General features: G+C 67.5%; 1 protein-coding gene (running past one end of the window). It reads left to right on the top strand.

The window, feature by feature from the left end; translation table 11 throughout:
• A protein-coding gene (locus OG874_RS30200) for a non-ribosomal peptide synthase/polyketide synthase (protein WP_442943440.1) crosses the window boundary here: on the top strand, window positions 1–15,905 show its end. The gene continues 28,042 nt to the left of window position 1, outside the view; the window shows 15,905 of its 43,947 coding nt (coding positions 28,043–43,947); its start codon lies beyond the left edge, outside the window; its stop codon occupies window positions 15,903–15,905.

Below are 15,905 nucleotides of genomic sequence, written 5' to 3'. Positions count from 1 at the left end.
ACGCCGATTTCGCGCTGTGGCAGCGCGAAACCCTCGGTTCCGAGGACGATCCGGCCTCGCTGATCGCCCAGCAGGTCGCGTACTGGTCCGCGAGCCTGGCCGGGCTGCCCGATCAGCTGGACCTGCCGTCGGACCGTTCGCGTCCGGCCGTCGCGTCCAACCGCGGTGATGTCTACGAATTCGGCATCGACGCGGAACTGCTCGCCGGTCTCAACACGCTGGCCCGCACCCAGGGCGCGAGCCTGTTCATGGTGGTGCACGCGGCCTTCGCGGCACTGCTGTCTCGCCTGTCCGGCAGCGATGACATCACCATCGGCACCGCGGTCGCGGGTCGTGGTGAGGCCGCACTCGACGACGCGATCGGCATGTTCGTCAACACGCTGGTGTTGCGCGCCCCGGTCGACGCAGGTGCGTCCTTCGCCGAATTGGTGGCGCGGGCCCGGGAAACCGATCTGGCCGCCTTCGGCCACGCGGACCTGCCGTTCGAGCGGCTGGTCGATATCCTCAACCCGGCCCGTTCGCAGGCGCGCCATCCCCTGTTCCAGGTGATGCTGTCGTTCCAGAACACCGGCGAGGGCTCGTTCGAACTGCCCGGCCTCGAGGTCGCCGGCGTACCGCTGGACGTGGTGACCGCGAAGTTCGATCTGCACCTGAACCTCGCGGACCGGCTCGACGCGGCCGGGACCACCGACGGCATGACCGCCGAATTCGCCTACGCGACGGATATGTTCGACCGCCGCACCATCGCCGGTGTCGCACAGCGACTGATCCGCCTGCTGCAGGCCGTGGTCGCGGACTCGACCGTCGCGGTCGGCGATGTCGAACTGCTCGACACCGCCGAGCGTGCGAAGGTGCTCGAAAAGTGGAACGACACGGCGCATCCCGTCGATGCCGAGGCCACCCTGGTCTCGATGTTCCAGCAGCAGGCCGCCCTGAGCCCGAAGGCGATCGCGCTGACCTTCGAAGGGACGAATCTGTCCTACGGTGAGTTCACCGCGCGGGTGAATCAGCTTGCGCGGCACCTGATCTCGCTGGGGGTCGGACCGGATTCGATGGTCGCGCTCGGCATGCGCCGCTCCATCGAACTAGTGGTCGGCATGTACGCGGTGACCGTCGCGGGCGGTGCGTATGTGCCGCTGGATCCGGATCATCCGGCCGACCGCACCAGGTACGTGCTCGACACCGCGCGACCGGTGTGCGTGCTGACGACCGCGCGCGACGAGTTCGACACGGGCGCGACCACGGCGCTCGATATCGCGACGCTCGACCTTTCGGCGTACTCCGACAAACCGGTGACCGACGCGGAACGGCTCGCGCCGCTGCGTCCTTCGAACACCGCGTACGTGATCTTCACCTCCGGTTCGACCGGTCGCCCGAAGGGTGTGGCCGTCAGCCACGCCGCGATCGTCAACCGCCTGGTGTGGATGCAGTCCGAATACGGACTCGACCGCGGCGATGTGGTGCTGCAGAAGACACCGGCCACCTTCGACGTCTCGGTGTGGGAGTTCTTCTGGCCCTTGCAGGTCGGCGCGCGCCTGGTCATCGCGAAGCCCGACGGGCATCGCGATCCGGCGTACCTGGTGCAGATCATCGCCGAGGAGCAGGTCACCACGGTGCACTTCGTGCCGTCCATGCTGTCGGTGTTCGTGGCCGACGACCGGGCCGGCGAATGCTTCGACCTGCGCAACGTTTTCGCCTCCGGTGAGGCGCTGCCCGCGGTCACCGCACAGCGATTGCGCGACCTGACCGGTGTCTGGCTGCACAACCTGTACGGCCCGACCGAGGCCGCGGTCGACGTCACCTTCCATGAGGTGACCGATGCCGATACGGTGTCGGTTCCGATCGGTGCGCCGGTGTTCAACACTCAGGTGTACGTGCTGGATTCGCGCCTGCATCCGGTACCGGTCGGCGTCGCGGGTGAGCTGTATCTCGCGGGTGATCAGCTGGCGCGCGGCTATGTCGCGCGCCCGGATCTGACCGCGGACCGGTTCGTCGCGAACCCGTACGGCTCGGACGGTTCGCGCATGTACCGCACCGGTGACCTCGTCACCTGGACCACCAACGGTGAGTTGGAGTACCTGGGCCGCACCGACTTCCAGGTGAAGCTGCGCGGTCTGCGCATCGAGCTCGGCGAGATCGAGTCGGCGCTGACCGCGCTGGCGACGATCGCGCAGGCGGCCGTAGTGGTCCGCTCCGACGATCGCCTCGGCGATCAGCTGGTGGCGTATGTGATCGCGGCGGTGGATCGTTCGGTGGATATCGATGCCGTGCGTGCCGAGCTGGCCGCCGATCTGCCCGCCTACATGGTGCCGAGCGCGTTCGTGGTGCTGGACGCGTTCCCGCTCAACGCCTCCGGCAAGCTGGACCGCAAGGCATTGCCCGCGCCGGTCTTCGAGGCGAAAGTGTTCCGCGCACCGTCCACCCCGATCGAGGAGATCGTGGCGGGCGTGTTCAGCGATGTGCTCGGCGTGGCCCGGGTCGGCCTGGACGACGACTTCTTCGAACTCGGCGGCAACTCGCTGCTGGCCACCCAGGTGACCGCACGCATCGGTGCCGCGCTGGATACCCAGCTCGCGGTGCGCGATCTGTTCGAGGCCTCGACGGTCGCCGCACTGGCGGCCAAGGCCGAACACAATGCCGGATCCGGCCGCACCAGGCCGCGCCTGATCGCGGGGGAGCGCCCGCCGCGGATTCCGCTCTCGCCCGCGCAGCAGCGGTACTGGTTCCTCAACCAGTTCGACACCGCCACCTCGGCCGTGGACAACATTCCGCTCGCGGTGCGGTTGTCCGGCGAGCTGGACGTGCCCGCCCTCGAGCAGGCACTCGGCGACGTGTTCGCCCGCCACGAGGTGCTGCGGACCACCTACCCGAGTTCGGCCAGCGGCCCGCATCAGGTGATCCTGCCCGCCGACCAGGCCGTGCCGCGACTGACCGTCACCGATATCGACGAGTCGGCGCTGGTCGGCAAGGTCATCGAATTCGCGCTCACCACTTTCGACGTCACCGTTCAGGTACCGCTGAAGGTGGCGCTGTTCCGGATCGCCGAGCGCGAGCACGTGCTGGCGTTCACGGTGCATCACGTCGCGGCCGACGGTTCGTCGATGGGTCCGCTGGCCCGCGACGTGATGGCGGCCTATGTGGCACGGGCACAGGGCGAGATCCCGCAGTGGCTCCCACTGCCGGTGCAGTACGCCGACTACGCGCTGTGGCAGCGTTCGGTGCTCGGTTCCGAGGACGATCCGGAATCGCTTGCGGCGCAGCAGGTCGCGTACTGGCAGTCGGCGCTCGCGGGTTTGCCGGATCAGCTGGAGTTGCCTGCCGATCGGCCGCGCCCGCCCGCGCAGTCGTTCCAGGGCAAGGCGATTCGCTTCGAGATCGCGCCGGATAAGCACGCGCGCCTGCACGAGGTGGCACGGGCGAATAACGCCTCGCTGTTCATGGTCGTGCACGCGGCGCTGGCCGTACTGCTGTCGCGGCTGTCGGGCACCGATGACATCGCGGTGGGTACCCCGATCGCGGGTCGCGGTGAACGCGAACTCGACGACCTGATCGGCATGTTCGTCAACACCTTGGTGTTCCGCACTCGCGTGCAGCCGGGCGATACCTTCGCCGACCTGCTCGCCGATGTGCGCGAACGGGATCTGGAGGCGTTCGCGAACGCCGATGTGCCGTTCGAGCGGCTGGTCGACGTGCTCAACCCGGTGCGTTCGACGGCGCGCAATCCGCTGTTCCAGGTCGGACTCTCGTTCCAGAACCTGGCCGAGACCACCTTCACCCTGCCCGGCCTTTCGGTCAGCGCGGTGAACTTCGATTCGCAGCTGGCCAAGACCGATCTGCACGTCACGCTCTACGACCGCTATGCCGATGACGGCACCCCGGCCGAGATCGTCACCGAATTCGGTTACGCCATCGACCTGTTCGACGAGTCGACGGTGCAGGGCTTCGCGGATCGGTTCCTGCGGGTGCTGGACGCGGTCGTCGCCGATGTCGCGCGGCCGGTCGGTGAGATCGATCTGCTCGGTCCGCAGGAGCGCGCGCGCATCCTCACGCAGTGGAATGACACCGCGCACGAGGTCGATACGACCGCGACGCTGGTATCGCTGTTGGATGCGACCGTGGCGGCGACGCCGGATGCGGTCGCGCTGGTCGCCGATGTGGCGACCGGCGGCAAGCTGGAGCTGACTTATGCCGAGCTCGATTCGCATGTGAATCGGTTGGCGCGGTATCTGATCGAGCGTGGTGTCGGATCCGAGGATCGGGTCGCGCTGGCGATTCGCCGCTCGGTCGACCTGGTCGTCGCGATGTATGCGGTGGCGAAAGCCGGTGCGGCGTATGTGCCTGTCGATCCGGATCAGCCTGCCGATCGTGTCGAGTACATTCTCGGGACCGCGGGTCCGGTCTGTGTGCTGACGACCGGTCATGATGGATTCGTCTCCGCGACAGTTGATTCCGTGGCGATCGATGAGCTCGACCTGTCGCCGTACGCGGACGGGGCGATCACCGAGGGCGAGCGTCGTGGCGCGCTGACCGCGGCGAATACCGCGTACGTGATCTTCACGTCGGGTTCGACCGGCCAGCCCAAGGGTGTCGCACTGCCGCATGGTGCTATTGCCAACCAGTTGCAGTGGAAGGTGAGCGAATTCGGCCTGGGTGCCGAGGATGCGGTGCTGCTGAAGACGGCGGCGACGTTCGACTTGTCGGTGTGGGAGTTCTGGTCGGCGGCGGTGTGCGGTGGCCGATTGGTGATCGCGACGGCGGACGGTCAGCGTGATCCGGGCTATCTCAACACTTTGATGCGCGATACCGGCGTTACCACGCTGCATGTGGTGCCGTCGATGCTGGATGCCCTGCTGACCGAGTCGGACGGACACCTGTCCGACTCGTTGCGCCGGGTGTTGGCGATCGGTGAGGCGCTGCCCGCCGCGACCGCGCAGCGGTTCCGCAGCGGTGCCGCGTCGTCGGGGCACTCCGCTCCTGCTACGGCAACGCTGTTCAACCTCTACGGTCCGACCGAGGCGGCGGTGTCGATCACCAACCACGAGGTGACCGACGCGGACACGGCCTCGGTGTCCATCGGTGCGCCGGAGTGGAACAGCCGTGTCTACGTGCTGGATTCGCGTTTGCGTCCGGTGCCGGTAGGCGTCTCTGGTGAGTTGTACTTGGCGGGTGCGCAGTTGGCGCGTGGTTACTTCGGCAGGGCCGATCTGACCGCGGATCGGTTCGTGGCCAACCCGTTCGAGCCCGCTGTCCGCATGTACCGCACCGGTGACCTGGTGGCCTGGAATGCCGACGGTGAGCTGGAGTACCGGGGCCGCACCGACTTCCAGGTGAAGATCCGCGGCTTCCGCATCGAGCTGGGTGAGATCGAGGCCGCGTTGTTGCGGCAGTCCGCGATCACCTCTGCCGCGGTGCTCGCGCACACTGATCCGGCGCTGGGTGACCGTCTGGTCGCCTATGTCGTGCCGACTACGGGTGAGTTGGACAAGCGTGCGCTGCAGTCGGCGCTGGCGGCGGAACTGCCGTCCTACATGGTGCCGCCGGTGTTCATCCAGTTGGATGAGCTCCCGCTGAACGCCAACGGCAAACTCGATCGAAAGGCCCTGCCGGAGCCGACCTTCGAGAAGGCCGTCTTCCGGGCGCCGACCACGCCGATCGAGCAGATCGTGGCGAACACCTTCGCCGAGGTGCTCGGCCTCGCCACGCACGAGGGTGGACCGCGCATCGGCTTGGATGACGATTTCTTCGTCCGCGGTGGTAATTCGCTCTTGGCCACACAGGTCGCCGCGCGGCTGGGCGAGGCGCTGAACACCCGGGTCCCGGTGCGCTTGTTGTTCGAGGCGTCCACCGTCGCGACGCTGGCGATTCGGGTCGAACAGCAGGCGGGCGCGGGCGGTCGCCGCGCACTGGTCGCCGGTCCTCGCCCGGATCGCATTCCGTTGTCGCTGGCGCAGCAGCGCATGTGGTTCCTGAACCGGTTCGACACCGAGTCGGCGGCCTACAATGTGCCGATCGCGGTCCGGCTGACCGGCGAACTGGATGTGCCCGCGCTGCACGCCGCGATCGCGGATCTTGTCGACCGGCACGAGGTTTTGCGCACGGTCTACCCGGCGGTCGACGGCGAACCGGCGCAGGTGATCCTGCCGCCCGCGCAGGCCCGTTTGACGCTCGAGGTGCGCGCGATCGCACCGGATCAGGTCGAATCCGCGGTGGTCGAACTGATTTCGGCGCCGTTCGATGTCACCGACGAGGTGCCGGTCCGGGTCGCGCTGTTCGAGATCGAGGGTGCGGCACCGGTGCCCGAGTATGTGATCGCGATGGTCGTGCACCATATCGCCGGTGACGGCTCGTCGGTCGGTCCGCTGGTCCGCGATCTGATGACGGCATACGCGGCGCGGTCCATGGGTGAATCGCCCAACTGGACTCCGCTCGCGGTGCAGTACGCCGACTACAGCATCTGGCAGCGTGAACTGCTCGGCAGCGAGGACGATCCGGAATCGCTGATGTCGGATCAGGTGGCCTACTGGCGGACCGCGCTGGCCGAGCTGCCGGAGCAGCTGGATCTGCCCGCCGATCGGCCGCGCCCGGCGCGGCAGTCCTTCGCGGGCGGCGCCGTCGAGCTGGCCCTCGACGCCGACACCCACCGTGGGCTGATCGATATCGCACAGTCCGAGGGCGCGACACTGTTCATGGTCGTGCACACGGCGCTCGCCGTCCTGCTGTCCCGCTTGTCGGGCACCGACGACATCGCGATCGGCACGCCCATGGCGGGGCGCGGTGAGGCCGTGCTGAACGACCTGATCGGAACGTTCATCAACACACTCGTGTTCCGCAGCCGGGTCGATACCGGTGCGAGCTTCACGAAGCTGCTCGCCCGCCAGCGGGAAACCGATATCCAGGCGTTCGCGCACTCGGATGTGCCGTTCGAGCGGCTGGTCGAGGTACTCAACCCGGTGCGTTCCACGGCACGGCATCCGCTGTTCCAGGTGGGCCTGTCGTTCCAGAACCTGGCCGTGACCTCGCTCGAAATGCCCGGACTGACGGTGTCGGGCGTGGACTTCGACACGCGGATCTCGCAATTCGACCTGCACCTGATCCTCAGCGACCAGTACGACGAGTCGGGCGCGCCCGCGGGCATCGGCGGCCTGATCACCTACGCCAGCGATCTGTTCGACCGCGGCACCGTAGCGGGCTTCGCGGATCGATTCAGCCGCCTACTCGGCGGCATCATCGCCGAGCCGCGCACTCCGGTGGGCGATCTGGAACTGCTCGCCGCACCCGAACGCGAGCAGACGGTGCTCGGCTGGAACGACACCGAGCACGCGCTGGCGCCGGCATTGCTGCTGGACGGCTATCGGCGCACGGTCCGCGCGCATCCGGATGCAGTCGCGGTGTCCTACGAAGGCGTCGAGTTCGCCCACCCGTCGCCCGACCACCACCCCTCATCGAGTCGCTCCGCGACGCTGACCTATCGGGAATTCGACGAGCGGGTGAACAAGCTTGCGCGGCTGCTGATTTCGCAGGGCGTCGGTGCGGAATCGCTGGTCGGCCTGGCGGTGCGGCGTTCGCTGGACCTGGTCATCGGCATGTACGCCATCGTGACCGCGGGCGGCGCCTATGTACCACTGGATCCGGATCATCCGGCCGAGCGCATCCAGCACATCCTCGATACCGCGCAGCCCATTTCGGTCCTGACCACCACGGCCGATCAGGTGCCGGTGTCACAGGGCGACGTGGTGCTGCTCGACACCGTGGATCTGGACGCCTACTCGGGCGCGCCGGTGGCTGCCGAGGAGCTGTTGCGACCGGTATCCCGGGCCAATCCCGCTTACGTGATCTTCACCTCCGGGTCTACCGGTCGCCCCAAGGGCGTCGCGGTCTCGCACGGGGCGATCGACAACCAGATCGAGTGGATGCTGTCGGAGTACCCGCTGGGTCCGGATGACGTGTATCTGCAGAAGACCGCGACGACATTCGACGTGTCGCTGTGGGGTTATTTCATGCCGCTGCGCGCGGGGGCGAAGCTGGTCGTCGCCACGCACGACGGCCACCGGGACCCGGCGTACGTGGCGGAGATGATCGCGACGCACCAGGTGACCGTCACCGACTTCGTGCCGTCGATGCTGACGGTCTTCGCCACGCAGCTCGCACCAGGGTCGTGCCCGACGCTGCGGGATGTGTTCGTGATCGGTGAGGCGTTGCCGCCGGAGACGGTGTCGGCGTGGCGGTCGGTCTCGGACGCGGCGCTGCACAACCTGTACGGGCCCACCGAGGCCGCGGTCTCGGTGACCTACTGGCCCGCCGACGGCCGGGATGAGCGCACGGTCCCGATCGGGCGGCCGCAGTGGAATGTTCAGGTGTTCGTGCTCGATTCGCGGCTGCGCCCTGTGCCAGCGGGTGTGGCGGGCGAACTGTATCTCGCCGGTGATCAGCTGGCGCGCGGCTACGTCGGGCGCCCGGATCTGTCCGCGGATCGGTTCGTGGCCAATCCGTTCGCGCCCGGACTGCGGATGTATCGCACCGGCGATCTCGTGGTGTGGCGTGCGCAGACCGCGGACCTTCCGCATCGGCTCGAATACATCGGACGCACCGACTTCCAGGTGAAGTTCCGTGGCCAGCGGATCGAGCTCGGCGAGATCGAAACGGCGCTGCTGGCTCAGCCCGCGGTGAGCCAGGCGGTGGCCCTGGTGATCGGATCGGCGCTCGGCGATCAGCTGGTGGCCTATGTGGTGGCGCAGCCAGGCCAGACGGCCGAACAGCAGACGCTGCTCGGCGCGATCGCGCAAGTGCTTCCCGCTTATATGGTTCCGTCCGCCATCGTGGTCCTGGACGCCTTCCCGCTGAACGCGAGCGGCAAGCTCGACCGCAAGGCTTTGCCCGAACCGGTGTTCACCAGTCGTGAATTCCGGGCTCCGGCAACCCCGATCGAGGAAATCGTCGCGACTGTGTTCGCCGATGTGCTCGGCATCGAGCGAGTCGGCGCGGACGACGATTTCTTCGCCCTCGGCGGCAACTCGCTGGTGGCCACCCAGGTCACCGCGCGGCTGGGCGCCGCGCTGGACACGCAACTGGCGGTCCGCGATCTGTTCGAGGCATCGACAGTGGTGGCGCTCGCCGCCAGGGCCGAACGCAAGTCCGGGTCCGGTCGGGCGCGTCCCGCGCTGGTCGCCGGGCAACGGCCGGAGCAGATCCCGCTCTCGCCGGCGCAGCAGCGCTACTGGTTCCTCAACCAGTTCGATACCGACGCCTCGGCCGTGGACAACGTCCCGTTCGCCGTGCGGCTGTCGGGTGCGCTGGACGTCGGTGCGCTGGAGCAGGCGATCGGCGACATCCTTACCCGCCACGAGGTGTTGCGGACCATCTATCCGCGATCCGCGGACAACCCGCATCAGGTGATCCTGCCGGTCGGACAGGCAACGCCCACGCTGCGGGTCAGCGAGGTGACCGAGTCGGCGCTGCTCGGTGCCGTTATCGAATTCGTGTTCACGACCTTCGATGTCACGGTCGAGGTGCCGCTCGCGGTGGCCCTGTTCCGCGTGCTCCCGGAGGGCAGCACCGCGGGATCGGATACCACCGAGCACGTCATCGCGTTCGTGGCGCATCACGTATCCGCGGACGGTGCGTCGATGGGCCCGCTGGCGCGCGATCTGATGACCGCCTACCTGGCTCGATCGACCGGCGATGTCCCGCTGTGGACGCCTTTGCCGGTGCAGTACGCGGACTACGCGTTGTGGCAGCGTTCGGTGCTCGGTTCCGAGGATGATCCGGAATCGCTTGCGGCGCAGCAGGTCGCGTACTGGCAGTCCGCGCTCGCGGGTCTGCCGGATCAGCTGGAGTTGCCTGCCGATCGGCCGCGCCCGCCCGCGCAGTCGTTCCGGGGCAGCGCGGTTCGCTTCGAGATTTCGCCGCAGCGGCACGCGGCGCTGCATGAGCTGGCGCGGGCGAACAATGCCTCGCTGTTCATGGTCGTGCACGCGGCGCTGGCGGTGTTGCTGTCGCGTTTGTCGGGCACCGATGACATCGCTGTCGGTACGCCGATCGCGGGTCGTGGTGAACGTGAACTCGATGATCTGATCGGTATGTTCGTCAACACTCTGGTGTTCCGGACAGTGGTCCGACCGGGCGATACTTTCGCTGGTCTGCTCGCTGATGTGCGGGAACGGGATCTGGAGGCGTTCGCGAACGCCGATGTGCCGTTCGAGCGGTTGGTCGAGGTGCTCAACCCCGAGCGTTCGACGGCCCGCAATCCGCTGTTCCAAATGGGCTTGTCGTTCCAAAATCTGGCCGAGACATCGTTCGAGTTGCCCGGCCTTTCGGTCAGTGCGGTCGATTTCGGTGCGCAGTTGGCCAAGACCGATCTGCACGTCACCGTCTTCGACCGCTACGCCGAGGACGGTAGCCCGGCCGAGATCCTCGCCGAATTCGGCTACGCCACCGACCTGTTCGACGAGTCGACGGTGCGGGGCTTCGCGGATCGGTTCCTGCGGGTGCTGGATGCGATCATCGCGGATGCGTCGGCGCCGGTCGGTGATATCGATCTGCTGGCGACAGCGGAGCGCGAGCGGGTGCTCGCGGCGTGGAACGACACCGCGCATGCGGTCGATTCGACTGCGACGTTGGTTTCGTTGCTCGATGCGACGGTGGCGGCATCGCCGACCAGCGTGGCGATCGTCGCCGAAGACACCTCGGGTGCCGGGCGGATCGCGCTGACCTATGCCGAGCTCGATTCGCGGGTGAATCGACTGGCGCGGTATCTGATCGAGCGTGGTGTGCGGCCGGAGGATCGGGTCGCGCTGGCCATTCGCCGCTCCGTCGATCTCGTCGTCGCGATGTATGCGGTGGCCAAGACCGGTGCGGCGTATGTGCCCGTCGATCCGGATCAGCCTGCCGATCGTGTCGAGTACATCCTCGGGACTGCGGGTCCGGTCTGTGTGCTGACGACTGGTCGTGAGGGATTCGTCTCCGCGACAGTTGATTCCGTGGTCATCGATGAGCTCGACCTGTCGCCGTACTCGGATGCTCCGGTGACCGAGGACGAGCGTCTGGGCGTGCTGAGCGCCGCGAATACGGCGTATGTGATCTTCACGTCGGGTTCGACCGGCCAGCCGAAGGGTGTCGCGCTGCCGCATGGTGCGATCGCCAATCAGTTGCAGTGGAAGATGAGCGAATTCGGCCTGGGTGCCGAGGATGCGGTGCTGCTGAAGACCGCGGCGACGTTCGACTTGTCGGTGTGGGAGTTCTGGTCGGCGGCGGCCTCCGGCGGCCGACTGGTCATCGCGACTGCCGACGGGCATCGCGACCCCGCGTACCTCAATACCCTGATGCGCGATACCGGTGTCACCACATTGCATGTGGTGCCGTCGATGCTGGACGCCCTGCTGACCGAGTCGGACGGACATCTGCCCGACTCGTTGCGCCGGGTGCTGGCGATCGGTGAGGCGCTGCCCGCGTCCACCGCGCAGCGGTTCCGGAAGTCCAATACCGCCACCCTGTTCAACCTGTACGGTCCGACCGAGGCTGCGGTGTCGATCACCAGCCATGTGGTGACCGATGCGGACACGGCCTCGGTGTCGATTGGTGCGCCGGAGTGGAACAGCCGTGTCTATGTGCTGGATTCGCGTTTGCGTCCGGTGCCGGTGGGTGTTTCGGGTGAGTTGTATTTGGCGGGTGCGCAGTTGGCGCGTGGTTACTTCGGTCGGGCTGATTTGACTGCGGATCGGTTTGTGGCCAACCCGTTCGAGCCCGTTGTCCGCATGTACCGCACCGGTGACTTGGTGGCGTGGAATGCCGATGGTGAGCTGGAGTATCGGGGTCGCACGGACTTCCAGGTGAAGATCCGCGGTTTCCGTATCGAGTTGGGTGAGATCGAGGCCGCGTTGTTGCGGCAGTCCTCGATCACTTCCGCTGCGGTGCTGGCGCATACCGATCCGGCGTTGGGTGACCGTCTGGTCGCGTATGTGGTGCCGACTACGGGTGAGTTGGACAAGCGTGCGCTGCAGTCGGCGCTGGCGGCGGAACTGCCGTCCTACATGGTGCCCAGCGCGTTCCTGGCGCTGGACGCCCTGCCGCTCAACGCCAACGGCAAACTCGATCGAAACGCATTGCCGCAGCCCACCTTCGAACAAGCCGCGTTCCGCGCGCCGGTCACCCCGGTCGAGCAGATCGTGGCCGGTGTGTTCGCCGACGTGCTCGGCATCGAGCGGATCGGCGCCGACGACGACTTCTTCGCCCTCGGCGGCAACAGCATCCTGTCGATCCAGCTGGTATCGCGGGCGAAGGCGCAGGGCGTGGTGTTCTCCGTGCGTGACGTCTTCGGCCAGCGCAGCGTCGCAGGCCTCGCCGCGATCGCCACCTCGACCGCGGAGCTGCGGCCGACGATGGCGGAGCTGCCCGGCGGTGGGGTCGGCGAGATCCCGCTGCCGCCGAGCATCGCGGCGGTGCTGGCCAATGGCACGTCGTACCAGCGCTTCTCACACGAGGCGGCGGTGGCCGTACCGAGCGAACTCGATCCGGACGGTCTGCGTTCGGCGATCGCCACCCTTGTCGACCGGCACGACGCGCTGCGCACTCGACTGCGCCGGGCCGGCGATGGTTGGGAATTCGAGGCGCTCGAGCGTGGCGTCGTCGATATCGACGCTCTGGTGCACGAGGTTTCCATCGACGCCGCACTGGATGCCGACTACGGCTATGACGAGCTCATGCGGCTCGCCGACACCGAACGCGCCGCCGCGGCGGATCGCCTCGATCCGGCCAACGGTGTGATGGCGCAGTTCGTGCGCTTCAGCGCCGAACGCCTCGACGGCGGCAACTTCATGCTGGTCGTGGTGCACGGCTTCGCGGCCGATTCGAAGTCCATGGACATCCTGACCGCGGACCTGCTGGATGTGGTCGCGGATTCGCCGGTCGTCTTGCCCGCGGTCGGCACCTCGCTGCGGCGCTGGGCCTACGGGCTGACCGACGAGGCCACCGCCCGTGCCGTCGAACTGCCGTTCTGGCACGAGGTTTCGGCGACGCCGGATCCGCTGGTCGGGCTGCGGGCGTTCGATCCGGCGCTGGATACCGTCGCCACGCTGCGGCGGGTTCGGGTCGAGGTGCCTGCGGCGGTCTCCGAGGTGCTGCTCACCACGGTGCCGAAGCGGTTCCACGGCGGCGTGCCGGACGGGCTGCTGTCGGCGTTGGCCATGGCGCTGGTGCGCTGGCGCGGCGAACAGCACGGGTCCGATGTGCTGATCCGCCTCGATGGTGACGGACGTGCGGCGGTCCGCGATGCCGAATTGTCGCGCACCGTCGGTGCTTTCACCACTGCCTACCCGGTCCGGCTCACGCTGGGCGAGGTCGATCTGGCCGAGGCGTTCACCGGTGGCAGTGCCGCGGGAGTGCTCATCAAGTCGGTCAAGGAACAGCTGCTCGCCGTGCCGGATCAGGGCGCGGGTCACGGCCTGCTGCACCTGCCGCAGGTGGGACAGGTCGGCTTCCGCTACCAGGAATCGGTGATCAAAACCGCGCGCGATGCCGAGCTGCCCGCGAACGGGGCGCTCGATATCACCGTCACCGTCGGCGACGAAGACGACGGTCCGCGTCTGCTGGCCGCGTTCGAGTTCCCGGTGGGTCTGCTGGGACCGGAACAGGTCCAGGAGCTCGCGGAGCTGTGGGTCACCGCGCTGACCGCGCTCGCCAAGCACGCGCAGCGGCCGGACGCCGGTGGTCATACCCCGTCGGATCTGCCGCTGGTGCGGGTCGGTCAGGACGATATCGACCTGTGGGAGCAGACCTACTCCGGTCTCGACGACGTGTGGCCGGTCTCGCCGCTGCAATCCGGTCTGCTGTTCCACGCGCTGATGACCACGGCCACCACGGACGTGTACACCATGCAGGCCGTGGTGCAATTGGCCGGAACCGTCGATGTGGAGCGGCTGCATGCGGCCGCGCAGGCGATCCTGGATCGGTACCCGAACCTGCGGACCGCATTCGTCACCGACTCGACCGGTCAGGTCAGGCAGGTCGTGCTCGACCGGCTCGACGTGCCGTGGCGAGTCGAGGATCTCACCGAACTGCCGGAAGCGGAGCGGTCCGCGGAAGTGCGGCGGCGGATCGCCGCGGATCATGCGGATCGCTTCGACATGTCCGCGCCGCCGCTGGTGCGATACACGATATTCCGCATCTCGGCCGAGGAATGGTCGCTGGCGATCACCACCCACCACGTGCTGCTCGACGGCTGGTCGATGCCGCTGCTGATGCGGGATCTGTTGGTGCTCTACGCGACTCGCGGCGATCAGTCCGCGCTGCCGCAGGTCTCCTCCTACCGCGACTTCCTGGACTGGCTCGCCACCCGCGACCAGGACGCGTCGTTGCGGGTCTGGGCCGAGGCCTTCGACGGCGCCACCGAGCCGACCGAATTGGCGACGCCCGCACGGACGGTCGAAACCTACGAGACCGGCAAACTGGTCACCGAGATCGACGCCGACCGCACCCGGCAGCTGACCAAGCACTGCGCCGAACTCGGCATCACGGTGAACACCCTGGTGCAGGCGGCCTGGGGCATTCTGATCGGCAGGCTCACCGGCCGCGACGATGTGGTGTTCGGCGCCACGGTCTCGGGTCGGCCCGCCGAGCTGACCGGCGTGGAATCGATGGTCGGCCTGTTCATCAATACGCTCCCGGTCCGGGTGCGCATCGATGACCGCGCCACCATCGACGATCAGCTGAAGCGGTTGCAACGCGACCAGACCGAGCTCCTCGATCACCACTACGTCGGTCTGTCCGATATCCAGCGCGCCGCCGGTATCGCATCGCATTTCGACACCCTGCTGGTGTTCGAGTCGTACCCGATCGACCGCGAGGCAATCGCCGCGGCCAGCTCGATCGACGGCATGTCGGTGACCGACGTCGGCCTCGAGAGCACGACGCATTACCCGCTGACCCTGCAGGTGACCGCCGAGTCCAGGCTCGAGTTCACCTTCGAATACCTGGTGAGCCGGTTCACCGCGGATGAGGTGGAGACCTTGTCCACCAGGCTGATCCGGGTGCTGGACGCACTGCTCGGCGATCCGGCCGGACTGGTCCGCGATATCGATATCCTCGACGCCGGTGAGCGTGCTCGCCTGCTCGTCGAATCCGGTATCGCGGCCACGGTTCCCACCCCGGAACCGGTCGGCCGGGTCGGCGCGCGCACGGTGGCGAAGGTGCTCGGCGAGGTTGTCGAAGCCGATCCCGAGGCGCCCGCGCTGCTGGTGGACGGCGACGAAATCGCCTACCACGTGCTGGATCGCCGTTCCTCGCAGCTGGCAAGGCTGCTCATCGACCACGGCGCCGGACCCGGCGATGTGGTCGCGGTAGCGCTGCCGCGTTCGGTGGATGCGGTGGTCGCGGTCTGGGCCGTCCAGAAGGCCGGCGCCGCCTGCCTGTTCGCCGGTGATCTCACCGCCGACGATATGGCCACTGCCGGAGCCGGTTTCGGCATCACCCTCGATCCCGTCGACGGCCCGATCAACTGGCTGGTCCCGAGCGATCCGAAGGTACAGGCGGATCTGGCCGCCGCCCCGCCGCACCCGGTCTCCTACGCCGACCGTGTACGCCCACTCGCCGAGGAACATCCGGCCTTCGTGGTACTCACGGCCGACGGCACGGTGCAAGCACTGAGCCAGACCGAGGCATTGGAGCGCGCGGATCGGGTCCGCTCGGAATACGAGATCGATTACGAGTCGACCACATTCACCACCGCACCCTCCGGTCACGCCGCACTACTGGAGTTCCTGGCGGCAGCAAGCGCCGGCGCACTCTCGGTACTCCCGAGCGCGGACGAGATCGCCGACGATCTCGCCGACGGCGAGGTCAGCCACTGGTTCGTCACGGTGGACGAGGCGACGGATGCGGCCGACGAGAATGTACGGATCGTGATCGTCGAGTAG

Origin of the sequence: Nocardia sp. NBC_00565 (assembly GCF_036345915.1) — a bacterium.
GTDB lineage: Bacteria > Actinomycetota > Actinomycetes > Mycobacteriales > Mycobacteriaceae > Nocardia.
Note: the sequence above shows the minus strand (reverse complement) of the source record. Positions and strands in the feature narration are given on the sequence as shown.